The sequence below is a fragment of the Synechococcus sp. W4D4 genome (assembly GCF_047716805.1).
Taxonomy (GTDB): Bacteria; Cyanobacteriota; Cyanobacteriia; order PCC-6307; family Cyanobiaceae; genus Vulcanococcus.
This window is the reverse complement of record NZ_CP180404.1, coordinates 1,451,678-1,473,206: the sequence shown is the minus strand read 5'-3', so window position 1 is coordinate 1,473,206 and position 21,529 is coordinate 1,451,678. Positions and strand designations below refer to the sequence as shown.

General features: G+C 62.7%; 22 protein-coding genes and 1 tRNA gene. 5 read left to right on the top strand and 18 right to left on the bottom strand.

All coding sequences use genetic code 11. From position 1 onward, the window contains the following. Positions 1 to 8: 8 nt before the first annotated feature. Together ACLM42_RS08240 and ACLM42_RS08235 are read left to right on the top strand one after the other, a co-directional pair. Positions 9 to 503 carry a hypothetical protein gene (locus ACLM42_RS08240; protein ID WP_415398774.1) on the top strand — a complete coding sequence of 165 codons (495 nt, stop codon included), beginning with the start codon at positions 9 to 11 and terminating at the stop codon, positions 501 to 503. A 570-nt stretch (positions 504 to 1,073) separates the two neighbouring features. Continuing rightward, entirely contained in the window at positions 1,074 to 1,511 is a 438-nt protein-coding gene (locus ACLM42_RS08235; protein ID WP_415400152.1) for a hypothetical protein, read from the top strand. A gap of 7 nt (positions 1,512 to 1,518) precedes the next feature. Here ACLM42_RS08235 and ACLM42_RS08230 read toward each other — a convergent pair whose 3' ends face one another. The 10 genes from ACLM42_RS08230 to ftsH all read right to left on the bottom strand — a co-directional run bounded on the left by ACLM42_RS08230 (position 1,519) and on the right by ftsH (position 11,286). Then, positions 1,519 to 3,213, bottom strand: coding sequence for a protein adenylyltransferase SelO family protein (locus ACLM42_RS08230; protein ID WP_415398773.1), 1,695 nt, complete (start codon positions 3,211 to 3,213; stop codon positions 1,519 to 1,521). Positions 3,214 to 3,434: 221 nt separating this feature from the next. Further along, complete coding sequence (locus tag ACLM42_RS08225) at positions 3,435 to 3,617, bottom strand: hypothetical protein (RefSeq protein WP_247910347.1); 183 nt, start codon at positions 3,615 to 3,617, stop codon at positions 3,435 to 3,437. 36 nt (positions 3,618 to 3,653) lie between these two features. Next, positions 3,654 to 3,974 carry a hypothetical protein gene (locus tag ACLM42_RS08220; RefSeq protein ID WP_415398772.1) on the bottom strand — a complete coding sequence of 107 codons (321 nt, stop codon included), beginning with the start codon at positions 3,972 to 3,974 and terminating at the stop codon, positions 3,654 to 3,656. A gap of 55 nt (positions 3,975 to 4,029) precedes the next feature. Continuing rightward, the gene (locus ACLM42_RS08215; RefSeq protein WP_415400151.1) at positions 4,030 to 4,554 is read right to left on the bottom strand and encodes a fatty acid desaturase; all 525 of its coding nucleotides are present in this window, start codon (positions 4,552 to 4,554) and stop codon (positions 4,030 to 4,032) included. A gap of 182 nt (positions 4,555 to 4,736) precedes the next feature. Continuing rightward, a complete protein-coding gene (locus ACLM42_RS08210; protein ID WP_247910349.1) occupies positions 4,737 to 5,693 on the bottom strand; it encodes an orange carotenoid-binding protein in 957 nt (318 codons plus the stop codon). Positions 5,694 to 6,044: 351 nt separating this feature from the next. Then, on the bottom strand, positions 6,045 to 7,124 hold the full coding sequence (gene psbA, locus ACLM42_RS08205; protein ID WP_247909500.1) for a photosystem II q(b) protein: 1,080 nt from the start codon (positions 7,122 to 7,124) through the stop codon (positions 6,045 to 6,047). A gap of 429 nt (positions 7,125 to 7,553) precedes the next feature. Further along, positions 7,554 to 7,626 (bottom strand) — tRNA-Ala (locus ACLM42_RS08200). Positions 7,627 to 7,716: 90 nt separating this feature from the next. Next, on the bottom strand, positions 7,717 to 8,343 hold the full coding sequence (gene lexA / locus ACLM42_RS08195; protein ID WP_247910350.1) for a transcriptional repressor LexA: 627 nt from the start codon (positions 8,341 to 8,343) through the stop codon (positions 7,717 to 7,719). Positions 8,344 to 8,399: 56 nt separating this feature from the next. Then, the gene (gene argF, locus ACLM42_RS08190; RefSeq protein WP_415398771.1) at positions 8,400 to 9,344 is read right to left on the bottom strand and encodes an ornithine carbamoyltransferase; all 945 of its coding nucleotides are present in this window, start codon (positions 9,342 to 9,344) and stop codon (positions 8,400 to 8,402) included. A 61-nt stretch (positions 9,345 to 9,405) separates the two neighbouring features. Further along, positions 9,406 to 11,286 carry an ATP-dependent zinc metalloprotease FtsH gene (ftsH, locus tag ACLM42_RS08185; RefSeq protein ID WP_415398770.1) on the bottom strand — a complete coding sequence of 627 codons (1,881 nt, stop codon included), beginning with the start codon at positions 11,284 to 11,286 and terminating at the stop codon, positions 9,406 to 9,408. Between the two features lie 83 nt (positions 11,287 to 11,369). On the opposite strand from ftsH, the gene ACLM42_RS08180 reads away from it, so the two are divergent. Continuing rightward, positions 11,370 to 12,017 carry an SOS response-associated peptidase gene (locus ACLM42_RS08180; RefSeq protein WP_415398769.1) on the top strand — a complete coding sequence of 216 codons (648 nt, stop codon included), beginning with the start codon at positions 11,370 to 11,372 and terminating at the stop codon, positions 12,015 to 12,017. 15 nt (positions 12,018 to 12,032) lie between these two features. Beyond that, positions 12,033 to 12,788, top strand: coding sequence for a potassium channel family protein (locus ACLM42_RS08175; RefSeq protein ID WP_247910354.1), 756 nt, complete (start codon positions 12,033 to 12,035; stop codon positions 12,786 to 12,788). Here ACLM42_RS08175 and ribD read toward each other — a convergent pair. The 4 genes from ribD to ACLM42_RS08155 are packed head-to-tail and all read right to left on the bottom strand — an operon-like array spanning position 12,785 to position 17,211. Beyond that, a complete protein-coding gene (ribD, locus tag ACLM42_RS08170; RefSeq protein ID WP_415398768.1) occupies positions 12,785 to 13,867 on the bottom strand; it encodes a bifunctional diaminohydroxyphosphoribosylaminopyrimidine deaminase/5-amino-6-(5-phosphoribosylamino)uracil reductase RibD in 1,083 nt (360 codons plus the stop codon). The two genes, ACLM42_RS08175 and ribD, sit on opposite strands and share 4 nt — an antisense overlap. Beyond that, a complete protein-coding gene (locus tag ACLM42_RS08165) occupies positions 13,864 to 14,370 on the bottom strand; it encodes a DUF3122 domain-containing protein (RefSeq protein ID WP_415398767.1) in 507 nt (168 codons plus the stop codon). Before ACLM42_RS08165 ends, ribD begins: the two co-directional genes overlap by 4 nt. 48 nt (positions 14,371 to 14,418) lie before the next feature. Continuing rightward, positions 14,419 to 16,932: a GH116 family glycosyl hydrolase gene (locus tag ACLM42_RS08160; RefSeq protein WP_415398766.1), complete on the bottom strand. Its 2,514-nt coding sequence runs from the start codon at positions 16,930 to 16,932 to the stop codon at positions 14,419 to 14,421. Positions 16,933 to 16,959: 27 nt separating this feature from the next. Next, positions 16,960 to 17,211, bottom strand: coding sequence for a hypothetical protein (locus ACLM42_RS08155; protein ID WP_247910358.1), 252 nt, complete (start codon positions 17,209 to 17,211; stop codon positions 16,960 to 16,962). A gap of 22 nt (positions 17,212 to 17,233) precedes the next feature. On the opposite strand from ACLM42_RS08155, the gene cbiE reads away from it, so the two are divergent. Then, complete coding sequence (gene cbiE, locus ACLM42_RS08150) at positions 17,234 to 18,475, top strand: precorrin-6y C5,15-methyltransferase (decarboxylating) subunit CbiE (protein WP_415398765.1); 1,242 nt, start codon at positions 17,234 to 17,236, stop codon at positions 18,473 to 18,475. Here the strand turns inward: cbiE and ACLM42_RS08145 are convergent. From ACLM42_RS08145 to pheS, 4 genes are read right to left on the bottom strand one after another with little or no spacing between them, the layout of a single operon-like run. Further along, positions 18,429 to 18,869: a DUF192 domain-containing protein gene (locus ACLM42_RS08145; RefSeq protein WP_415398764.1), complete on the bottom strand. Its 441-nt coding sequence runs from the start codon at positions 18,867 to 18,869 to the stop codon at positions 18,429 to 18,431. The two genes, cbiE and ACLM42_RS08145, sit on opposite strands and share 47 nt — an antisense overlap. 4 nt (positions 18,870 to 18,873) lie before the next feature. After that, positions 18,874 to 19,542 carry a winged-helix domain-containing protein gene (locus tag ACLM42_RS08140; protein WP_247910362.1) on the bottom strand — a complete coding sequence of 223 codons (669 nt, stop codon included), beginning with the start codon at positions 19,540 to 19,542 and terminating at the stop codon, positions 18,874 to 18,876. Next, positions 19,542 to 20,453, bottom strand: coding sequence for an NAD(+) kinase (locus ACLM42_RS08135; protein WP_415398763.1), 912 nt, complete (start codon positions 20,451 to 20,453; stop codon positions 19,542 to 19,544). Before ACLM42_RS08135 ends, ACLM42_RS08140 begins: the two co-directional genes overlap by 1 nt. A gap of 37 nt (positions 20,454 to 20,490) precedes the next feature. After that, the gene (gene pheS, locus ACLM42_RS08130) at positions 20,491 to 21,498 is read right to left on the bottom strand and encodes a phenylalanine--tRNA ligase subunit alpha (protein ID WP_415398762.1); all 1,008 of its coding nucleotides are present in this window, start codon (positions 21,496 to 21,498) and stop codon (positions 20,491 to 20,493) included. Between the last annotated feature and the right edge of the window lie 31 nt (positions 21,499 to 21,529).

Genomic DNA, 21,529 nt, shown 5'->3' with positions numbered 1-21,529 from the left:
GTCTGGGCTTGGCGGCCGCCTCCGTGCTGCCGTCTCTGCCTGTGCGGGCCACTGATCAGGGGGATGCGGCGCTGGAAGCCGTCGCTGCACTTGGGGTTGTCGTGATTCGCCGGGCTGAGTGCGGTGGGCCGCGTCAGCTCGCGACTTACAACATGGGAGCCAACGTTCTCTGCCTGTCCCACTCCCTCGACCGTGACCCACTGAAACGGGCCAAGGTGATTCAGCACGAATTAGTGCATGTGGTGCAGGACTGCCTCGATGGGCTGGAGACGCCGACCTCGCTGACCTTGGCGGAGGGGCTGCGCTCCAGTGGGCAGCTGAGTGGCGAGCAGGTCAATGGCTTTTTTCTGCAGCACCTGCGCAAGCAGGGCAACTTGGACCATGTGGTGGCCTCAACAGCCCAGCTCCCCTTCGAGAGTCGGCAGCGTGAGTTTGAGGCCTACGCGCTACAGGCCGATCCGCCGATGGTGGCGCATTTATTAAAAGCGACCTGCAGGCTCTAATTCGTTGCGCCGCGAAGGGTTTTAGAGAGACCTTCTCATCGCCTTTGCTGCGGCAATGTGTTGGATTGTGATGCTCCTGCTCTAGGTATTCAGCCGCAGGTTGTTGTGCCTAATTCGCGAAAAGTGTGGCATTTATACCTGGAAGAAAAAGGGTGACCAGGGCTAGGACGAATGGAGTTACCGCTGTTGCTGTGACCGCTTATCCCTGTTGCGCAGCCTGTAAGAACTTCATCATCGCTGGCGGCATGGGGGTCTGCCGCTGTTGGCGGATGACGATGAGCTTGAAAGAAGCCGAAGTGCAGGTGAGCTGTCCGTATTGGGTGCGAGCCGTGGCGGTGGAAGATCCGTACGAGGCCTTGGATTGAGTGCTGCCCTCCACCCTGGGGTCGCCGGCCTGCACCTGAGACAGCGCTTGCTGGCTCAGGGCTGAAAACCGGAGAGATTTGGCTGGAAGAACGCCCCTGTTCCTCAGTCTGGGTCCAATGAGACCGGAGATGAGAGTGGCGGGGTTTGCGGTTTTTCGGGTCGAGTCGTTGGTTGGCCTTCGCGGTTGTGCTGCTGGGGCTTGGCATGCAGGCTTCGCCGGTCCGGGCTGAGCGGCTGAAGTCGATTTCCCTGCTCCGGGGGCTCTTGCTCCGGGCTGGAACGGAGACCTTGGTGGCGAGAGATTGTCCTCAGCAATTGATGGGCGCCTTTGTCTTTGCTCGCAATGCGGTGGTGTTGTGCGCCAACAACCTCAAGGACGACCCGGAGCGTGTCTGGGAGACCTTGGCCCATGAATCCGCCCATGTGATGCAGCACTGCCGGCGTGAACCCATCTTTGAAAGCGATCGCTTGGGCCTGGATTTTCTGGTGGCCCATCGCCGCTCACCGGATTTGTTCAAGGCCGTTGGTCAGTACCACCCGAGTCAGCACCGCAGCGAAATCGAGGCGCGGATTGTTCAAGGCTTGCCGGCAGAGGAGGTGATGAATCTCTTCCGCCGCGCCTGCGCGGATCGCTTGCTTTAGCGCCGACTCAAGATGAGCAGCTGTAGTGCGAGAGCCCCCCGGCGTTAAAGAACTCGCGGGGTTTGAGCCGGTCGTAGGTCGCGGCGAGTTCCGCTGGAGGGGTGACGTAGGGATCACGGAAGACCGCCTGCAGCTCTTGGATCAAACCCAGGTCGCCTTCGGCTGCGCGCTCGTAGGCCGGCGCCACTAACCATTCGCGCCAGGTGATCTGGGGATTGGCCCGCTGCATCGTCGTCCTGGCGTCATCGGGGGCGCTGATCTGCCCATGCCAGCGCTGCAGCCACTCAGCCCAGCGTTTCTCCAGTTCCGCGTCGATTGGCACATAGAAGGCGGGTTTCAGCGCATCCACCTGCTCCGGGAGGCTGGAGAGTTGGCGGAAGGCCAGGGTGTAATCGGCCCTGGAGCTGGCCAGCAGTTGCAGCAGATCCTTGAGGAGGTCGTCGTCGTAGTTGGCCAGTCCCAGCTTTCGGTTCCACATCGCCTCAAGTTCACTGCGCATCGCCTCCGAGAAGCCATCGCGCAGCTCATCGAGCTCAGCCAGCGCCCCCGCGTCGTCCTCCAGCAGTGGCCGTAGGGCAGACCAGAACATTTGGTAGTTGGCCTCTGCGGCTGCCGGTTGGTTGAAGAAACAGAAGTGCTCACCGCCGCCGGTCCAGGGCTGGAAGCGGGGATCAAACAGCTCGCAGAAGCCGAAGGGGCCGTAGTCGAGGGTGTAACCCCCGGCGGCGCAGTTGTCGCTATTGAAGTTGCCCTGGCAGTAGCCCACGCGAATCCAGTTCGCCACCAGGGCCGTCAGCCGTCCGCGGAAGAGCCTGGCCAGCTCCAGCACCTGCTGCTGGAAGGGCAGAGCCGCGTTGATCTCTGTGCGGTAGTTGCGCTCGATCAGGTGCCTGGTGATCTGTTGCAGTTCCCGTAGGGCTCCGGGGTGGGCCTTGCTGCGGACCCGGCGGGCAAAGAGCTCCAGCTGGCCGACTCGAAGGAAGGACGGTGCCACCCGGGTCGTGATTGCGGCCGGGTTGTCGACCATCACGTCCGGCTCAAAGGAGCGCGATTGCGGGGAGTACCAGGGCCGCCGCACGCCTTCGGCGCGGGACATGTAGAGGCTGAGGGAGCGGGTGGTGGGCACCCCCAGGGCGTGCATCAATTCCTGGCCGAGAAACTCGCGAACGCTGGAACGCAGCACGGCCCGACCATCGGCGCCGCGGCAGTAGGGCGTGGGGCCGCCCCCCTTTAGCTGCATTTCCCAGCGCTTGCCCTCAAATAGGCCTTCAAAGATCGAGATCGCCCGGCCGTCGCCGTAGCCATTGCCAGTGCCGAAGGGGCACTGCTGGATGTATTCCGTGCCGTAGATCGAGAGGGCATAGCCCGTGGCCCAGCCATAGGGCCGCATGGCTCCCCTGGTGACGCGGCTGTCACCGGAGAAGAGCCGGCGGAAGTCCTGGTCGTTGGCCAGGCCCTCGCTCAGGCCCAGTTCTGCGAAGAGACTGGAGCTGTGCGCGACGTATTCCGGCGATGGCAGTGGCGTGGGGGTGACGGGGACGTAGTGCCCGGAAAAGACCTGCCTGGGCCGGTGGTCATCGCCGTCGCTGCTGGCCTCGGGATCGACTTGGAGGGACTCCAGCAGGGAGTAGTCGACCTGATCGGCGAAGGCCTCAAAGCTGTCGATGGTCCGGCATTGCCCGGCGTCCGCGGTGATGCTCATTGATCTGGTCCGTGAGCAACTGAATTACGGATTAAGTAAGTATTGGACGAGAAATTATTTGGCACTTTGGAAGCCAGTTTGTTGAATCGAGGATGTATTGAGTTGTCGATTATCAACACGCATTGGCGAAAATAAAAGTAAATTGCCAGCAACTAATCCGGCGGTAGTGATTAAGGCTGCCAATTTTTCGAACGTTTCGATCTTCACCCGGACCTATCCGTTCAGAGTATTTCCTTTGACTGCTCAGCATTAGCCGCAGCTTCTTCGAGGTCATTCCAGGTCAGCCCTGAAGCATTGAGCGACAATTTGATTTCTTGTTCAAGCATATGTGCCGAATCAAGATGATGAAGGTACTTGATATATTGAGGTATGAGGAGCGCGAGCGTTGGCGTTGAGTTGGTCACGTCAAGATTGTTTTGTGCTCAGATTGATACTAGCGATTAGAACATCGACATGGCCTTGATCTTTGCGATCTTCTTGGGTTCAAGTCCGTCAAGCTCCGCCACTGTGACCAATCCTCGTTTGACCATCTCGGCGAATGCGAAGAGTGCCGTACCTGGGTCGAACTGAGACCGCCCTTCTAGCCCGTGGCGCTCGATGCTGAGAAAGTCATGGAGAGCGTACAGAGATTCGATGTCAGACAAATTGGAGGACTTGTCTTGAATCTGTTTGATGAGCTCTGACTCGGCTTTTTTGTTGCCGCTTGCGAAAGCTGATTTCGCTATTTCGATTTCAGTTGAAGTCCATTCTGAGTTGTTCATGCTGGCTGGTGAGACTCAAGGGAGGAATGTGGTCTGAGTGCGCATAGACTATGGGTTATGGCTTCATTGCCGCAAGCCTTGGAAGCTGGTACCACGGAATGAATGGATTCTCGTGATGCTCCCGATGATATCCGAAATTATAACAAGTTATGAGGGAAAGTAGCGGAGGGAAGTTGCTGCTTCTGGGAGTTGCTGAATCACTCTCCAGGCCTGGTCGGTGTGGCAACCATATGCCAAAAGTGAAAAGCTGTATGGAGCTGATGATTAGCGGGATTACACTGAAAGCTATTACATTTTTAATAGAGTAGCCCGATAGCACATACGTTAAGGCCCAACTTGAAGTGAGCCAAAAGAGTGAATGTCTGTTGACGTATGACCGAAGAAATCTGAAAAACCAGCTGAGGAAGCCAGCTTCAGTCTCGAGTCGATAGTCCGGGTCTTCGGGAGTTTCTGGTGAACTGTGGTGAAGAAGATGTTTGTGCTTGCAAGAGGAATAGTTCAGTCCTGCATACAAAAACAAGGCCATAGTCCCGACGGCTTTGTTCAGGCGTGGCCACTCCGGAGAGAGTGTGTTGTGCATGCTGTCGTGGGCAATGATAAAAAGGCCAGTATTCAAAAAAGATCTGATGCTAATGAGCAGCAGAGCGATTTCAACGCTGATCTTTCCTATCTCTGCACCAGTCGAGATGAATGCCACTGCTAGCCATGGCAATAGGATTGCCATGGCATGGGCGAGGCCAAGTGACTTCTTGCGCAGCGATGTCAACGATTGCCGAGCTTTAACAGTTCTGCAGGGTTAGCAAGGAGATCAATGGCTACAAAGTAAATCTTGTCGTTTTCGTCCAGCAGGAATCGCCATGCGACGTTCATCCCAACTTCGCTACCGAACCATGGTGTCTGGACTTTGCCAGTGACCTTGATTTGGTTAAAGCCAGATTCAGCAGGTTCACCGAATCCCCCCTGTGGCATCAGTTGAAGATTTTGACAGTCTCTCTTGAAGAACTTCAGGATTGCTTCTTTGCCAATGATTGGACGTTGGAAGGGAGGTTGCAGTGCACCGTCAGGCAGGAAAAGTTCAATGAGTGCATCAAAATCATTCGAGTTCAGCAACTCCATGTAGCTCAATACAGTCTGATTGAGTACACCGGGGATAAAGATTTGCTGGCGCTCTGATTGGGGTGTGGGAATGACCTCAGGTTCGCTGGCAAGGTTCTCGTCATCCTTTGCAGGATCGAAGCCCATGTCAACAACAAAGTTGCGAAGGATGCTGATCTGTTGTCCTTGCTCAACCTTCTTGAGAGATTCGAGAACGGAGTTTGCGTTTGCAGAGAGTTTGTAGCCCTGGGGTATCGCCGCAACTGTTCCTTTCCTCATTAATTCGCCCAGCTCGTACCAGAAGCCCAGCTTTACGTTGATCGACCAGTTGGCATATTGCCTACCTATGGGCATGTCGACCTTTGTCGCCAGGTCGCACATCACTTTGCTTTGCTGATCGGCAGACATCTCTGAGATCTCTTTCAGCGCGAGCTGGCAAAACTGCATACGTGCAGCTCCGGGTGCCGCCACGGTGATGGTTTTACCCATTTCTGTGTAAGCAAACCAGATCAGTGCCAACTGATCCTCTGCGCTCAGCAGCTGATAACGGGCAGTGATAGCCGGAATGACATCGGCCGTTTTGGTATCGGGGAATATCTTGGCGGCTTTATCAATCGTGAACATCTAGGCGTGTTACAACTTTGTAACAGTATAACACACGCTCGCGGTTCTATCGGCTGTAAATCGGCGGCGATCCTGCTTCTGTTCGCCCATGGCCTGATCAGTTTCTCAATTTGATGATCACCCGCATCCGTGGATTTGCGTATCAGTTCACTGTCCAGCAATTGTGTTGATCTCTGGGGTTGAACTGAAGTCCCTCTTTCTTAGATCGTTCTAGGCCTTCTCCTCAGTGATCATGGCTAGGGCCTTTGATGAGCACCAAGCCAACAAAAAGCCCCCACCTTGCGGTGGGGGCTTCTGATTCAACCGTCCTCGAGGTTCGAGTAGAAGCTGAATCGTTGGTGGGGTTCAGCCTCAGCCGATGGCGGGAGCTTGCAGAGCCACAGGAGTGGACTCAGCAGCAGCCAGGTCGAGGGGGAAGTTGTGAGCGTTGCGCTCGTGCATCACTTCCATACCGAGGTTGGCGCGGTTCAGCACGTCAGCCCAGGTGTTCAGCACACGACCCTGGGAATCCAGGATCGACTGGTTGAAGTTGAAGCCGTTCAGGTTGAACGCCATGGTGCTCACGCCCAGGGCGGTGAACCAGATGCCAACCACAGGCCAGGCAGCCAGGAAGAAGTGCAGGCTGCGGCTGTTGTTGAAGGAGGCGTATTGGAAGATCAGGCGACCGAAGTAACCGTGGGCAGCCACGATGTTGTAGGTCTCTTCCTCTTGGCCGAACTTGTAGCCGTAGTTCTGGGACTCGCTCTCGGTGGTTTCACGCACCAGGGAGGAGGTCACCAGGGAGCCGTGCATGGCGGAGAACAGGGAACCACCGAAGACACCAGCCACACCAAGCATGTGGAAGGGGTGCATCAGGATGTTGTGCTCAGCCTGGAACACCAGCATGTAGTTGAAGGTGCCGGAGATGCCGAGGGGCATGGCGTCCGAGAAGGAGCCCTGACCGAAGGGATACACCAGGAACACAGCGGAAGCAGCAGCCACGGGTGCGCTGTAAGCAACGCAGATCCAGGGGCGCATGCCGAGGCGGTAGGAGAGTTCCCACTCACGACCCATGTAGGCGTAGATGCCGATGAGGAAGTGGAAAACAACCAGCTGGAAAGGACCGCCGTTGTACAGCCACTCGTCGAGGCTGGCAGCTTCCCAGATGGGATAGAAGTGCAGACCAATGGCGTTGCTGCTGGGGATAACAGCGCCAGAGATGATGTTGTTGCCGTAGATCAGGGAGCCGGCAACAGGCTCACGGATGCCGTCGATGTCGACGGGGGGTGCTGCCACGAAGGCAACGATGAAGCAGATGGTGGCGGCCAGCAGGCAGGGAATCATCAGAACGCCGAACCAACCCACATAGAGGCGGTTGTCGGTGCTGGTGACCCACTCGCAGAACTGGTTCCACGCAGAAGCGCCTTGGCGCTGCTGGATGGTGGTCGTCATGAGTACGGGAAAGAAAGGCCTCAACGGACTAGCCGTTGGAGCGGGGATGCAGAACGGCCCATGCGGGCTGTTGCACCTGAAGTTATGAGTGGTGCCCATCAGAAGGGAACCCTTTTGGTGATCGCCTCTAGCGATCACATCAATAACCAGAGCTGATCAGCCTCAGTGCCACTGGAGTCTTGAGGTTGCCTGGGACTGAATTGCCCCCAAATGGGGCTATGGCGATCGTCAAGTAGGGCCGGAGAGTATCTGCAGCCCCCGGGAGGGGCACCGAAGAGCAGACGGCCCCCGTTCAACGACGGGGGCTTTTCTTTTGCTTCTGCCGATCAGGGTCGTCGTCAGTCATGCGCCAGATTTCTGGCTGTTTTGGCTTCTTAGGCCAGACACCTCGGCACTAAAAAACCCGGTCCAAGACCGGGTTTTGAAAAGTGGAGCCAAGGAGACTCGAACTCCTGACCCCCTGCATGCCATGCAGGTGCTCTACCAGCTGAGCTATGGCCCCTTTGGATGTCGATGGACTCGCCTGACGCTGGTCGTCAGGGATGGCCGAGAGGCCGCGTCTTCGATGCAGAGAGCTTACACCGCAGAGGGTTTAAACCTGGCGCCAGACGGCAACGAGCTTGCCTTGGATCGCCACTTGGTCGGCATCCACCAGGATCGGTTCGTAGGCGGGATTGGCGGCCTCCAGGCGCACCTGGCGACCATCGCGGTGGAAGTGTTTCAGGGTTGTTCCGCTGCCGGGTACCAGGGCGCTGACGATCGTGCCCTCGCGCAGGCGGCTGGGCTCTGAGACCGGCTCCATCAGCACCACGTCGCCATCGGCGATGTGGGCATCCACCATGGAGTCGCCGTTGACGGTCAGGGCAAACAGCCCGCGGGTGGCCAGAACTGGTTCGAGCTCGAGTCGTTCCTCGACGTCATCAAAGGTTTCCACCAGGCCTCCGGCGGCTACGGCGCCGAGCACTGGGATACCACCGCCCAGGGCATCGCCCAGGAGTTGCAGGGTTCGGGCCTGGCCTTCCTTCCAGGTGATCCAGCCTTTTTGCTGAAGGTGGCGAAGACGACTCTGGATCGGTGCCGGGGAACGGAGCCCCATGGCCTCCATCATCTGGCGGATTGAGGGGCTGTGGCGGTGTTCGCCGATGTAGTGGGAGAGCCAGTCGTAGAGCTCTTGCTGGGCAGTGGTCAGGGGCTCAGGCGATCCAGCGGGCACCGGCAATGCATTTGTTCGTCAATACATTTGTACCGCTGGAGGCTGGCTTTGGCAACCGGCGCTCAGGACAGCAGGGCCGCCAATAGGGCTTGTTGCGCGTGCAGGCGATTTTCTGCTTGATCGAAGATCCGGCTGCTGCTTCCCTCCATCGCCCCGGCGCTGATTTCCAGGCCCCGATAGGCGGGCAGGCAGTGGAGAACGATGGCTTTGGAATCGGCCTCGGCCACCAGTTCTTCATTCAGGCACCAGCCGCTGAAGGCTTGCTCGCGCTCGCCCTTCTCCTCTTCCTGGCCCATGGAGGCCCAGACATCGGTGTAGAGCGCGTGGGCGCCGCGGACGGCGGCCACCGGTTCTTGGATCACCTCGATGCTGCAGCGACCTCCAGCCAGGTCGCGGGATTGCTGCAGCACAGCAGCGTCGGGCTCGTAGCCCTGGGGGCAGCCCACGCGGATGTTCACCCCCAGCAGGGCGCCGCAGAGCATCAAGGAGTGGGCAACGTTGTTGCCATCTCCTACGTACGAGAGGGTCAGTCCTTCGATTGAGCCGAAGGCTTCCTGCAGGGTCAGGAAATCTGCCAGGGCTTGGCAGGGGTGCTCCAGGTCGGTCAGGGCATTGATGACCGGAACTGAGGCCCAGTGGGCATATTCCGCCAGCTCCTCTTGGGCAAAGGTGCGGATCGAGAGGGCGTCGACGTAGCGGCTCAGCACCCTGGCGGTGTCAGCGACGGGCTCACCGCGGCCCACCTGACTCACCTGGGGATTGAGATCGATGGTCTGGCCGCCCAGGCGGGCCATGGCCACGCTGAAGCTGACCCGGGTGCGAGTGGAGGCTTTGCTGAAGATCAGGCCCAGAACTTTCCCGCTGAGATCGACGCGGGTGCGGCCGGCCTTCAGATCCGCCGCCAGCTCGAGCAGGGCTTGGGTTTGCTCCGCACTGACATCGGCTGACGAGAGGAAGTCTCGTCCGCTGAGTTCGGAGAGGGAGGGATAGCCGCTCAGTGCAGCCATGGGCCCGTCTTCAAAGAACCCTTATCTGAGATGACGGGCCCCCGCGTCAACCCCTTGGGGCTCAAGCAATCGCTTGAGCGTCCTCGGGCATCACGCTGCTGGCGAGCAGATCCTTGAGGTCGTCCCCTTCGATCACCTCTTTTTCGAGGATCTGTTGGGAGATGCTCTCCATCAGCTCACGGTTTTGGCGAAGGATCGAGAGTGCCCGGTCGTGGGCCCGGTCCACCAGGGTGCGCACCTCCTTGTCGATCGCCTGGGCGGTGGCATCACTCACCGAGCGGCGGGGGTTGTTGGCCCCGCCCAGGAAGCGGCTGCCGCCCTGCTTGTCGTAGGCCAGGGGGCCAAGGATGTCGCTCATGCCATAGGTCCCGACCATCTGTTCGGCGATGTCGGTGGCCCGTTGCAGGTCGTTGGCTGCACCGGTGGTGACCTCACCAAAGACGATCTCTTCAGCGCTGCGGCCCCCGAGCAGGGTGGCAATTTGCCCTTCGAGGTCTTCCTTGGAATTGAGGAAGCGCTCTTCGGTGGGCAGCTGCAGGGTGTACCCCAATGCGGCCATGCCGCGGGGAACGATGGAGATCTTGGCGACCTTGCTGCCGCCGGGCATCAGGTGGCCAACGATGGCGTGGCCGACCTCGTGATACGCCACCACCTTCTTCTCGTCAGGCTGGAGGACACGGCTCTTCTTCTCGAGGCCGGCCACGACCCGCTCGATCGCCTCGTTGAGGTCACCCTGTTCAACGGAGGTCCGCATGGCGCGGGCGGCCAGCAGGGCGCCTTCGTTCACCAGGTTGGCCAGGTCCGCACCGGCAAAGCCGCTGGTGGCCTGGGCGATCTTGTTGAGATCAACGCCTGGGGCGAGCTTCACCTTGCGGGCATAGATGTCGAGGATGGTCTTGCGGCCGGAGAGGTCGGGGCGGTCCACCAGCACCTGGCGGTCGAAACGACCGGGGCGCAGCAGGGCGGCGTCCAAGGTTTCCGGTTGGTTGGTGGCTGCCAGGACGATGACGGGCTTGTCCTTGGCGGCGAAGCCATCCATCTCGGTGAGCAGCTGGTTGAGGGTCTGCTCGCGCTCGTCGTTGCCTCCGACGACGCCCATCGAGCCCGCACGGCTCTTGCCGATGGCATCGAGTTCGTCAATAAAGATGATGCAGGGCGCTTTTTTCTTGGCCTCTTCAAAGAGATCGCGCACGCGGGCTGCGCCGGCGCCGACGAAGAGTTCGACGAACTCTGAGCCGCTGATGATGAAGAAGGGAACCCCGGCCTCACCGGCGACCGCTTTGGAGAGCAGGGTTTTACCGGTGCCAGGGGGGCCCACCAGCAGCACCCCTTTGGGAATGCGTGCGCCGATCGCCGTGTAGCGGTCGGAGGACTTCAAAAAGTCGACGATCTCGGTCAGTTCCTCCTTGGCCTCATCCACACCAGCCACATCGGCAAAGGTCACCCGGGATTCCTCGTCGGGGACGTAGACCTTGGCTTTGCTCTTGGTGAAGCTCAGGGCGCCCTGGGCTCCGCCCATGGAGCGGCGGGCGAAGAACTGCAGAACCAAGATGAAGATCAGGGGCGGCACGATCCAGCTCAGGGCCGTCGTGATGAAGCTGGGCTTCTGAGGCGGGGCGGCAGCAAACTCAACGCCATGCTCCTCGAGCCGCTTCGGCAGATCCATGTCGAAGATCGGCGTGGTGGCGAGCACCGAGGGTGCGTCGTCCTCTGGAGGTGACTTCAGCTCGTAGCGGATCTGCTCTTGGGTGATGTAGGCGCGGCTGACGTTGCCGTCGTCCACCTGGCTGACGAAGAGTGAATAGGGAACTCGGGGCACCTGCTGCATGCCCTGGTTGGGCAGGAAGCTGCTCACAAGCAGCAGCACGCCAAAGCCGATCAGCAGCAGATTGACGAGGCCGAAGCGCCGGTTCGGGGGCGTGTCGTCCTTGCGGATAGGCATGCGACGGGTGCGCGTTTGCCCCAAACTAGGCTTGCTGACAGGCCCCAGTGGGGGGTGAGAACCGAACGGGAGCGCTCCAGGCCATGTGCGGTCGTTACTCCCTGACCTCCCGGCTCGATCAACTGCTCCCCAAGCTGGGCGGCACCCTGCCCGATGGTTTGCTGGCGCACTACGCCCCACGCCCCCTGATTCGCCCTGGGGAACCCGTGCTGGCCCTGCGGCAAGAACACGGTCAGATCAGCCCCGCCCTGATGCTTTGGGGCCTGCTGCCGGAGTGGAGCAAGGATCCGTTGAATGGGCCACGGCCCTTTAACGCCCGCTCAGAGACCGTGGCGGAGAAGGCCAGCTTTCGTGGGGCCTGGCGGCACCGGCGTTGCCTGTTGCCGGCCGACGGTTTCTACGAGAAGGGGCACCGGCTTGCCCCCATCGATGGACGTCCGTTTTGGCTGGCAGGGATCTGGGATCGCTGGATCGGCCCCGATGGCAGCGAAGTGGAGACCTGCTGCGTGCTGACCACCACGCCCAACGCCTTGGTGGCGCCGCTGCATGACCGCATGCCGGTGATCGTTCCAGAGGGCTTGGAAGAAGCCTGGATGGAGCCGGTGGATGGTCCTGGCCTGCGGGCCCTGGAGCCCTTGATGCAGGGCTGGTCCCCGGAGGGTTGGGTGGCGGAGGGGCCGGTGAAAGCCAAACCCAAGGTGAGTTCTGATCAGTTGCCCTTGTTTGGTTGATCGCCAGACTGGGCCATGGCCCGCAGGAATCAACGGCATCTCGGCTACCGCCTATTGCTGGCGAACTGCCTGACGGTGATCGGCTGCTTGATGCTGCCCGAGGGCATGCGGCAGTTGGCGGCCCTCGGTTATCTGGCGTTCCCATGGGTGCTGCTGTTCAGCCTGGGTTCGCGGGTGGAGCCCGGCCGTTGGTCACGGCAACGCACCCGGGCCTATCGCCTGCTCGCCGTTCTGACCTTTGTCTCATCGATGGGCTGGTACTTCACCAGTGCCAATGCCTCCCAGGCGGGCTTCCCGCTGCTTTTTGTCTGGACGCTGCTGGTGGCCTGGAGTTGCGAGCGCTTGATCCGCAACCTCGCGAAGGAACGCTCCATCAGCCGTGATGTCCTGATGGGAGCTTTGGCGGGCTACCTGCTGGTGGGTCTGGCGGCGGGACTGCTATTTGCGGTGCTGGAATCACTCGCGCCCGGCAGTTTTGTGAACACCGTCGCTTCGGACGTCTCGCTGCTGCACGGGCACCACGGTGCAGCGGGGCCTGCAGCCAAGATTTTTTCGCTTGATTTTGCTGAGCTGAATTACTACGCCTTCATCACCCTCACCACGACGGGGTATGGCGACATCAGCCCAGTGACGTCCCAGAGCCAGATGCTGAGCGCGATGGTGGCGGTCTCTGGGACCATTTATCTGGCCCTGGTGATGGGTCTGTTGATCAGCCGTTACACCGTTCAAGACGCGGAGGAGGAGATCGCCGAAGAGCTGGACGAGTCCTAGCGCTGCAGCTCGATCAACCAGTCATCGCCGAGCGGCCGTAGTCGTTGCTGGCCCCAGGGCTCGGCCTGGTTGACATCGACCAAGCCCAGGTCGCCCAGAGGAGTGCGAGCTGCCAGCCCTCCGAGCAGTTTCGGAGCGATCACCCCCGCCAGTTGCTGAACGCAGTCGTCCCTTAGGGCTGCGGCTGCCAGCTCAGGTCCGCATTCCCAGAGGACTTGATTGCAGCCCCGCTCGGCCAAGAGCTCCATGGCCGCCTTGGGCCCGCAATCCGGCAAGGCCAGATGCTCCACCCCCAGACGATCCAGGTGGTGTTGCTGGTCCGCGGGGGCATCAATGCCATGGAGCACCAGAGTGCTGGCGCTGTTTTGATCCCAGAGCTGGGCAGTGCTGGGCAGATCCAGGCTGCGGCTGAGGACCACCCGCAGCGGTTCGGGGCTGCGTTGACCGCGGCTGGTGAGCAGGGGGTTATCGGCGCGCACGGTCCCCCCGCCCACGAGGACCGCATCGCATTGGCCCCGGAGCTGGTGCACCCAGGCGCGCGCCGGCGAACCCGAGATCCATTGGCTTGAGCCATTGGGGAGGGCGGTGCGGCCATCGAGGCTCATGGCCCACTTGAGAATTCCCCAGGGGCGTCCGGTCTGCACCCGCTGGATGAAGCTGCGGTTGAGGGTTTGGGCCTGGTCCTCGCAGACCCCGCTGATGACCTCGATGCCGGCGGCCTGGAGCTGGGCGATGCCGCCACCGGCGACCCTTGGATCGGGATCAGGCATGGCCACGACAACGCGGCTGACGCCAGCGGCGATGAGGGCTTCACTGCAGGGAGGCGTGCGGCCGCGGTGGCAGCAGGGCTCCAGCGTGACGATGGCGGTGCCGCCCTGGGCGCGCTCGCCCGCTTGGCGCAGTGCATGCACTTCCGCGTGGGGCGTGCCCGCCTGGCGATGAAAGCCCTCACCGACCAAGGCCCCCGCGGCATCGAGCACAACGCAACCCACGAGCGGGTTGGGGCTGGTGCGACCAGCCCCAAGGGAGGCCAGTTGCAGGGCCCGCTGCATCCAGAGCCGCCAGGGGCTGCTACTCATCCGGCGTCGCGCCAGCTCGGCAGGCTGCGCCATTCACCGACCACAAAGGGAGGGACGGGAAGCTCCACAAACACCCCGGGGAGCTCCAAACGCAGGGGCCGGTTCTGGTTCAGGTCGGCCAGCAGCGGATTGAGGTCAAACTCGGCCGCGGCATCACGGCCATCGACGGCCAGCTTGGGATTGGCGGTGGTGATGTCCTCGAGCTCCCAGGTGCCCCTGCCGGAGTGCACGATCAAGGAGGTGGGGTGATCCAGGCGGACCCGGCCGGGGTAACCCACGATCCGCAGGGTCACGGGGCCGCCGGGGGGGCCGGACCTGTAGGCCACGGCTTGCCAGCTCTGGTAGTCGAGATCCCGCAGGCTCTCAAGGCTGCGGACGATCTCGGTGCCGTTCTCATCGGGGTGCAGGTGCACCTGGGCGTTGGCGGGTTGGCCCAGGCCCAAGGCGAGAACGCCGCCGATCAGCAGCGAGAGCGCAACACGAAGAAGGGAGCCGAACGCCATAACACCATTGCTCTGAAGCCAGCGTATGGAACCGAGTTGTGGTTCCGCTTAGCTCGCCTCCGCTCCCGGGATCCGCTGCCAATCGGTGTGGGTCGCCCAGATACCCCAGATCGCCATCGCCCGCAGGTAGTGGCAGGCGCGGAAGGTGTTCACCGCCGTGATCGCTTCGGGGGTGCGGAACTGCAGGCCCCCGGAATAGACCTGGTTGACCACCGCTGAGGTGATGGCCAGGGCGGTTTCGGTCTCGCCCATCAGCCGGAAGTAACTGGCGATGCCGAAGTTGATCCCGGTCCAGACCTCCAGGGGGTGGGTGCCGTTGGGGTCCAGGGGGGTGCCATCGCGGCGCAGGCCATTGGCGACCCCAAGGCTGCCGCCTTCGAACTTTTCGAAGCAGGACTCGCGGACGGCGTTCAAGGTGCTGCGGCTGTTGGCCTCGCTCACCACCGGTTCCAGGCCCAGCAGGCGGGCATAGAAATCACCGCAAAGCTGATCGGCCATCACCACCGGCGTCCCGCTCTCGGCATCGATGTCGTAGTACTCGCCGTTCCAGAGGAGCGTGTCGAAATTCCCTCGCGCTTGCGCCAGCCAACCGCTGAACTCCTGTTGCTCAGCCGAGGTGTCGAGTCCCGTGCTCAGTTGCAGCTGTTGGGCGATCGCCAGGGCCGCTTCCAGGGCAGCAATCCAGAGCGCGCCGCAGTAGGCGCTGACGCCCTTGAGCGGCCAGTCATCAAAGGTCTGATCGGGAGCGCCGCCGTTGTCGGGTAGGCCGTCGCCATTGATATCAAAGGTCTTGAGGTGGCGCAGTGCTTCCACCGCCGCCGGCCAGCACTCCGCCAGGAAGCGCACGTCCTCTCCGTTGGGGGCGAGCTTGAAGGTGCGCCAGACCTGCAGGACGTAGTCGCTGGCCAGGTCCTTCCAGAGGTTGCAGTCTTGGTAGGCCGTGTAGTTGGTGGCATCCCAGGGGCGCTCATTTGGGGCCCCCAGGTCATGGGGAGTGGCTCCCTTGACCTTGCGGGCGGCTTCGACGCGGCCCTTGCCCTGGGTGAAGTACCAACCGATCGGCCGCGGGGTGGCATCGGCCGCGGGGATGGCCCGGGCAAAACTGCGAAGCACCGCCTTATCGAGTTCCGGCCAGAGCTGTAGCAGCGCCAGGGAGCCGTAGAGCCGCACGTCCAGGCTCTCGTACCAGGCGTAGTCCAGGCACTCGAGCACCCCGAAGCGCCCCACGGGGTCTTCACTGCTCGCGGCACTCCAGAGGCTGCCGCCGCTGCAGAGGTCGTAGAGCTCGTTGAACAGCGCCATCCGCAGCGGCTCGGGCAGATCACTGCGCTCCAGCACCGGCTGCTGCCAGGTCTCGATCTGCGCTTTCCATTGGCGCCAGTTGTTCAGGCCTTCAGCGGCGATGGCGGCAGCATTTTTGCCGCTTGTGCCGAAGAAATCGGTGTAGCGGCGCAGGGCGCTGGTGCCGGTGGCAAAGGCCGTCACCGGCAGATCCCAGCTGATCACCACGGGGATCTCAAGGCTCTGGCCGGGCTCCAGCCGGCAGCGCACCGCCAGGGCCGCACTGACCGGTTCAGCGGCTCCGCTGCGGCGGTTGTTGTTGCTCTCAGGGATGGAGCCATCACGGCTGAAACTGCCCCAGAGCTCCGAGCCGTCCTTGCTTGGATTCCAGCGGCTGCAGCGCTGGATGCTGACCCCCGGCTGCTCGCTGGTGGCGATGCACCACTGGCCCTCGCCTTCCCGCACTGGGCTGGAGACGTCTCCGCCCAGGACGACTCCCTTGAGGTTGCCGTCCTCGACCCAATCATTCCGCTGCCCCTCGCTGTGGCCGATGGCCGGGGCGTAGTTGTGCTCGGGGCTCCCGTCATCGCGGAAGTGCACCTCCGCTGAGGAGTCGGTGTTGGTGAACCAGCCGCAGGTGTTGCGCCAGCTGAGCATCAAGGAGAGATCCAGCGGCTGGCTGCTGGGGTTGCGCAGGGTCCAGACAAAGACCGCCAGCGGGTAGCTGGTCTGCTGGTAGTTGCCCGGCAGGATCGGGCTGAAGGCTTGGCAGCTGACCTCGGCGTCAAAGACCCCTTGGTACTGGGTCCAGCTCAGGGGGTAACGGGCGGAGTAGGTGCCGGTGTGGGTTGTCTCGGTGCACGCTGGATACCAATCCCAGCTCTGCAGCGGTGCGCTGGCCTCGGGCCCGGAGTCATCACGACTGGGCTTGACCGCCAGGGCATGGGCCCGGCTGCTGCTGCCGTTGTCCTCAAACAACGAGAACTGGCAATCGGGCAACACCCCGAACCAATGCTCGCCGCCATCGAGATGCCAGAGGTTGAAGTTGCCGTCGGGGGCGCGGCCGATGCAGCCCGCGCCGAAGCCGCCTAAGGGCATCCCGTGGTTGGGGCCGTCGTCGAGGTTGCTGGCGTAGCGGACGGTGTAGGGCGTCTCCCAGCCCTGGCCAAAGGGGCGGCTCCAGCTCGCGGCTGGAGGCTGCCAGGTCGGGGGGCGCTTGGAGCGACTGAGGCCGGCGCGGCGCAGCAGAGACTTCAGGGCGGACAGGCCGAGGCGCGCCATGGGGCAGCTAACAGTGCCGCCAGCTTGTCAGAGTTGAGAGGGGTTGGCCCGTTCGTTGGCCTCCTGTTCCACCAGGGCATCGAGGGTGGCGGCTGAACGCACCAGGGACTGGTAGCGCTGCACCACGCGGCGGTTGCGCTCCAGCCATCCAGCGGGGTTGCCTTGGGCTACCGCCAGGCTGCCGCTGTTGTCGTCATCGAGCAGGTCGAGGTCGCTCTGTTGCGCGATCAGCGCGACGACCAACTCATGCAGGCGTTGACGGCGATCAGAGGGGTTCATCGCTCAGCAGCAGAATGCATCCATGATTGAGGTGATCGGCACCGACGCGGGCGCTCCGGCATCACTGCCCCTCGACAAGCAACAGCTGTTGCGCCAGGCCGCCCTGGTGGCGGCTCCCCATCGCCTGCATGAATCGCTGCAGCGTTGGGAGGGTTGGAGTGGCGCCCCACTCATCGCGAGTGATCAGCCTGCTGACCTGATCGATCAGCTCCAAGGACAGGAGCAGGCCGTGGTGCTGGCCAGTGGTGATCCCCTTTGGTTTGGCATTGGGCGCCTGTTGATCCAGGGTCTGGGGGCAGAGCGGCTGCGTTTCCATCCCTCCCCCTGCTCCCTCCAGCTCGCCTTCTCCCGGTTGGCTCGCCCCTGGCAGAACGCCAGCTGGATCAGCTTGCACGGGCGTGACCCAGCGGCGTTGGCTGCGCGCCTGCAGCAGCGCCCTGAAGCCCTGGCGGTGCTGACCGACCCCAGCCGCGGTGGGGTGGCGGAAGTGCGGGAGCTGCTGCGGGCCTCCGGTCTCGAGCAGGCCTATGGCCTTTGGCTCTGTGAGCGGCTCGGACATCCAGAGGAGCGGGTGCAGCGGCTGGCTCCTTTGGCGGCGCTGCCCGCGGATCTGGATTCCTTGCACCTGGTGGTCCTGCTGGCGGAACAGCCCGAGCCCCAGCCGCCGGAGTCCCTGCCGCTCTTGGGCATTGCCGATGGGACCTACCTGCAGCACCCGGATCGACCTGGGTTGATGACCAAGCGTGAGGTCCGCATTCAGCTGCTGGCTGACCTCGACTTACCGGCCTCCGGGGTGCTCTGGGATCTGGGGGCCGGGGTGGGCTCCATTGGTCTTGAGGCCCTGCGGCTGCGGCCCGGCTTAGACCTCTGGGCCCTGGAGCAGCGCGGCGGTTCGGCGGCGTTGATTCGCGCCAACGCCGAGCGGCTGGGGGTGACTCCAGCGGGGGTGATTGAAGGCCGGGCACCGGGGGCCTTGGCCGAACTGCCGGATCCCGACCGGGTCCTGATCGGTGGTGGTGGGCGCGATCGGGTGGCGCTGCTGCAGGCGGTGCTGGCTCGGTTGAACCCCTGCGGCATCGTCGTGATTCCCCTGGCCACCGTGGAGGCCTTGGCGGAACTGCGTCCGGTCCTGGAGCAGGCCGGTCTGGCGGTCGCCATCAGTCAGCACCAGGCCTGGCGCGGCGCGGCCCTGGCGGATGGCACACGCCTGGCGCCCCTTAATCCGGTGTTGATCCTGCGGGGCCAGAAGCGCGCAGGGGGCTGATCACCACGGGCATGCCAATGCGGATCCCCAGTCGCTTGGCTTCTCCGGCTCCGAGCTCCACCACCCCATCTCCAGGGCCTTGGGGGCCGTAGCTGCGGCAGGGCAGGTTCGGGCAGGGAGTCGTGTTGGCCTCAATGGCAATGACCCGGTTGCCATTAAGGAAGACCATGTCGAGGGAGGCCGGGGTTTTGTGCATCCAAAAGCGCAGGGGTTGTGGCTTGGGGAAGGGAAACCACATCCCCCGAAGCGGAGCCAAGGGCGGTCGGCCCTGCAGGCCCAGTCGCTGCTGCTCTTGGCTGCGGGCCACCTCCAGGGCAATGCAGGGCTGTTTGTCCTGCAGGCACCACTGCGCCTCAATCGGCAACTGTTGCGGAGGGAGGGCTGGGGTTGGCATCGCTTCAGCCCAGCTGGGGCGGACCGTCGCTGAGGCAATAGCCCCGGCCGCGGACGGTGTGGATCAGGCGCTTGCCGCCGCCGGTCTCCAGCTTTTGACGCAGGTAGCGGACATAAACCTCAATCACGTTGCTCGCGGTGCCCTGCTGATCTCTCCAGACCGTCGCCAGGATCCGCTCGCGGCTGACCACCTCGCGGGCGTGCTGCATCAGCAGCTCCAGCAGCGCGTACTCCCGCGCGGTTAGGGCGATGCTCTGGCCGCTGCGGCGCACCTCGTGGCGGCTCGGGACGATCGTCAGGTCCCCCAGTTGCAGCAGATCCCGAGGTGGCCGCTGCTTGTCCTGCAATTTCAGGTGCACCCGCAGCCGGGTCAGTAGGTCACTGGCGCCCGCAGCAGACAGCCAGAAGTCGTCGCCTCCCTGGAGCAGCACCTGGGAGCGGGCCGCGACGCTGTCTTCCACGATGTCCAGCAGCATCGGAATGGATCCCAGGCTTTGGCGTAGCTCCGGGATGCGTGCTCCCCACTCGGCGGAGAGCACCACCAGTTCACAACTGTCTTGGGCGGCCTGCTGCCGGCCGGCCTCGCCGATCAGAGGGCGATAGCCCGATGCACTCAGTCGCTCGGCGAGGGCTTCTGGCGTCTCCCCCAGCAGCAGGACGGCGGCGTCGTTCATCAAGCGGCGCTGCCGGGTTTCGCCACGTGGGGCAGGCCCCAGCCGAGCTTGTTGCGCAGCACCTGGAAAAACTCGTGGTCCGCCAGGCGCACAAAGCGCACGGGGTGTTCGCTGCGGCGAATCAGGACCCGGTCTTCCGGCCAGACGTAGCAGCCGGCGTTGCCGTCCACGACCATCATCAAGCGCTCGGGTGTGGCGGGGAAGACCGTCACCGGTTCGTGATCGCTGAAGACCAGGGCCCGGGAGGCCAGGGAGTGGGGGGCAATTGGGGTGAGCTGGAGCACCGGGCAGTCGGGACTGATCACCGGTCCGCCGGCACTCAGGGCATAAGCCGTGGAGCCCGTCGGGGTGGAGAGGATCACGCCATCTGCGGCGATGTCCACGGGAGCGTGGCGGCCAACGGCGATCTCGAAGTGGCACATCGAGGTGATCGGTTCGCGGTGCAACGCCATCTCGTTGAGACAGAGCAGCTCCCAGCGGCGCTGGTCCCCACGCATCACGGTCACCACCAAGGTGGTCCGCTCCTCCACGGTCCAGTCTCCGGCGATGACCTGCTCGAGGGCTTCCTCCAGCTTTGGCAGGTAGGTCTCGGCCAGGAAGCCGAGGTGGCCGGTGTTGATGGTCAGGATCGGCACGTCGATCGGTGCCGTCATCCGGGTGGCGGAGAGCACCGTGCCATCGCCCCCCAGCACCATCGCCAGATCCATTCCGGCTTGGAAGTGGGACGGGACGCAGGCGGTATGGCCTTTGCTGCGCAGATGTTGCTCTGGATTGGCGAACCCCACCATTCCAGCGGCGCTGCTGGCGCGCAGGACGTCGTAGCCCGCCTGCTTCAGGCGGGCCTCAATGGTGTCGGCAGTGGACAGGGCCAGGTCCTTGCCGTCGTTAATGATCAGTCCGACGCAGGGCAAAGAGCGGCTCAGGTGGTCCCCCCAGAGTTTATGGGGATCAGAACTGTTCGAGGAAACGCAGGTCGCTGGTGAACAGGCGACGGATGTCATCGATGCCGTGGCGCACCATGCAGAAGCGCTCCACACCGAGGCCCGCTGCGAAGCCGCTGTAGCGCTCGGGGTCGATTCCCATGCCCTGGAGGACGGCCGGATCGACCATGCCGCAGCCCATCACTTCCAGCCAGCGACCACGCCACTGCACATCCACCTCGGCGGAGGGTTCGGTGAAGGGGAAGTAGCTGGCGCGGAAGCGCACCGGCAGATCGCCGAAGAACTGCTGAAGGAAGGAGGTCACCGTGCCGCGCAGGTGGCTGAAGTCCAGACCTTCATCAATGGCCAGCACCTCGACCTGGTGGAACACCGGGGAATGGGTGGCATCGACGGCGTCGCGGCGATAGACGCGGCCAGGGGCAATGATGCGAATCGGCGGGGCGTTGTTCTCCAGGTGGCGGATCTGCACCGGGGAGGTGTGGGTTCGCAGCAGTTGGTGATCACCCAGATAAAAGGTGTCCTGCATGTCCCGAGCCGGATGGTGCTCAGGGATGTTCAGGGCCGTGAAGTTATAGAAGTCGCTCTCGATCTCAGGCCCTTCCTCCACCTGATAACCGAGACCAGAAAAGATATCGACGATTTCTTCGATCGTGCTGATCAGGGGGTGGCGGTGGCCCACCGGCGTGAAGCTCGCCGGCATGGTCACGTCCAGGGTCTCGCTGGCGATCCGCTCGGCCATCGCCGCACTCTTCACAGCCTGCAGGCGTTCGCTCAGCAGGGTTTGGACCTGCTCTTTCAGCACGTTGGCCCGCTGACCCACCACTGGCCGTTCATCGCCGGGCAGCTTGCCCATCGCCCCCAGCACCCCGGAGAGGCGGCCCTTCTTGCCCAGCAGACCCACCCGCAGGTCTTCGAGGGCAGCGGCATCAGCGGCGGCAGCGATCTCTTGGGCTGCTTCGGCCTCCAGCTGATCGAGTTGATCGGTGAGCTGCTGCAGGCTGACGGTGGCGCTCAAGGATCGGCTTCAACGAGCGCCGACTTTAGGT

Excerpts from the sequence above, each read along its gene's own strand:
- ACLM42_RS08210 (WP_247910349.1), bottom strand. The coding sequence starts at position 5,693 with ATGTTCACGATTGATAAAGCCGCCAAGATATTCCCCGATACCAAAACG.
- ACLM42_RS08155 (WP_247910358.1), bottom strand. The coding sequence starts at position 17,211 with ATGAACCCCTCTGATCGCCGTCAACGCCTGCATGAGTTGGTCGTCGCG.
- ACLM42_RS08140 (WP_247910362.1), bottom strand. The coding sequence starts at position 19,542 with ATGAACGACGCCGCCGTCCTGCTGCTGGGGGAGACGCCAGAAGCCCTC.
- ACLM42_RS08230 (WP_415398773.1), bottom strand. The coding sequence starts at position 3,213 with ATGAGCATCACCGCGGACGCCGGGCAATGCCGGACCATCGACAGCTTT.
- ftsH (WP_415398770.1), bottom strand. The coding sequence starts at position 11,286 with ATGCCTATCCGCAAGGACGACACGCCCCCGAACCGGCGCTTCGGCCTC.
- cbiE (WP_415398765.1), top strand. The coding sequence starts at position 17,234 with ATGATTGAGGTGATCGGCACCGACGCGGGCGCTCCGGCATCACTGCCC.
- psbA (WP_247909500.1), bottom strand. The coding sequence starts at position 7,124 with ATGACGACCACCATCCAGCAGCGCCAAGGCGCTTCTGCGTGGAACCAG.
- ACLM42_RS08180 (WP_415398769.1), top strand. The coding sequence starts at position 11,370 with ATGTGCGGTCGTTACTCCCTGACCTCCCGGCTCGATCAACTGCTCCCC.
- ACLM42_RS08175 (WP_247910354.1), top strand. The coding sequence starts at position 12,033 with ATGGCCCGCAGGAATCAACGGCATCTCGGCTACCGCCTATTGCTGGCG.
- ACLM42_RS08235 (WP_415400152.1), top strand. The coding sequence starts at position 1,074 with ATGCAGGCTTCGCCGGTCCGGGCTGAGCGGCTGAAGTCGATTTCCCTG.
- ACLM42_RS08145 (WP_415398764.1), bottom strand. The coding sequence starts at position 18,869 with ATGCCAACCCCAGCCCTCCCTCCGCAACAGTTGCCGATTGAGGCGCAG.
- ribD (WP_415398768.1), bottom strand. The coding sequence starts at position 13,867 with ATGAGTAGCAGCCCCTGGCGGCTCTGGATGCAGCGGGCCCTGCAACTG.
- ACLM42_RS08220 (WP_415398772.1), bottom strand. The coding sequence starts at position 3,974 with ATGAACAACTCAGAATGGACTTCAACTGAAATCGAAATAGCGAAATCA.
- argF (WP_415398771.1), bottom strand. The coding sequence starts at position 9,344 with ATGGCTGCACTGAGCGGCTATCCCTCCCTCTCCGAACTCAGCGGACGA.
- ACLM42_RS08160 (WP_415398766.1), bottom strand. The coding sequence starts at position 16,932 with ATGGCGCGCCTCGGCCTGTCCGCCCTGAAGTCTCTGCTGCGCCGCGCC.
- ACLM42_RS08215 (WP_415400151.1), bottom strand. The coding sequence starts at position 4,554 with ATGCACAACACACTCTCTCCGGAGTGGCCACGCCTGAACAAAGCCGTC.
- ACLM42_RS08165 (WP_415398767.1), bottom strand. The coding sequence starts at position 14,370 with ATGGCGTTCGGCTCCCTTCTTCGTGTTGCGCTCTCGCTGCTGATCGGC.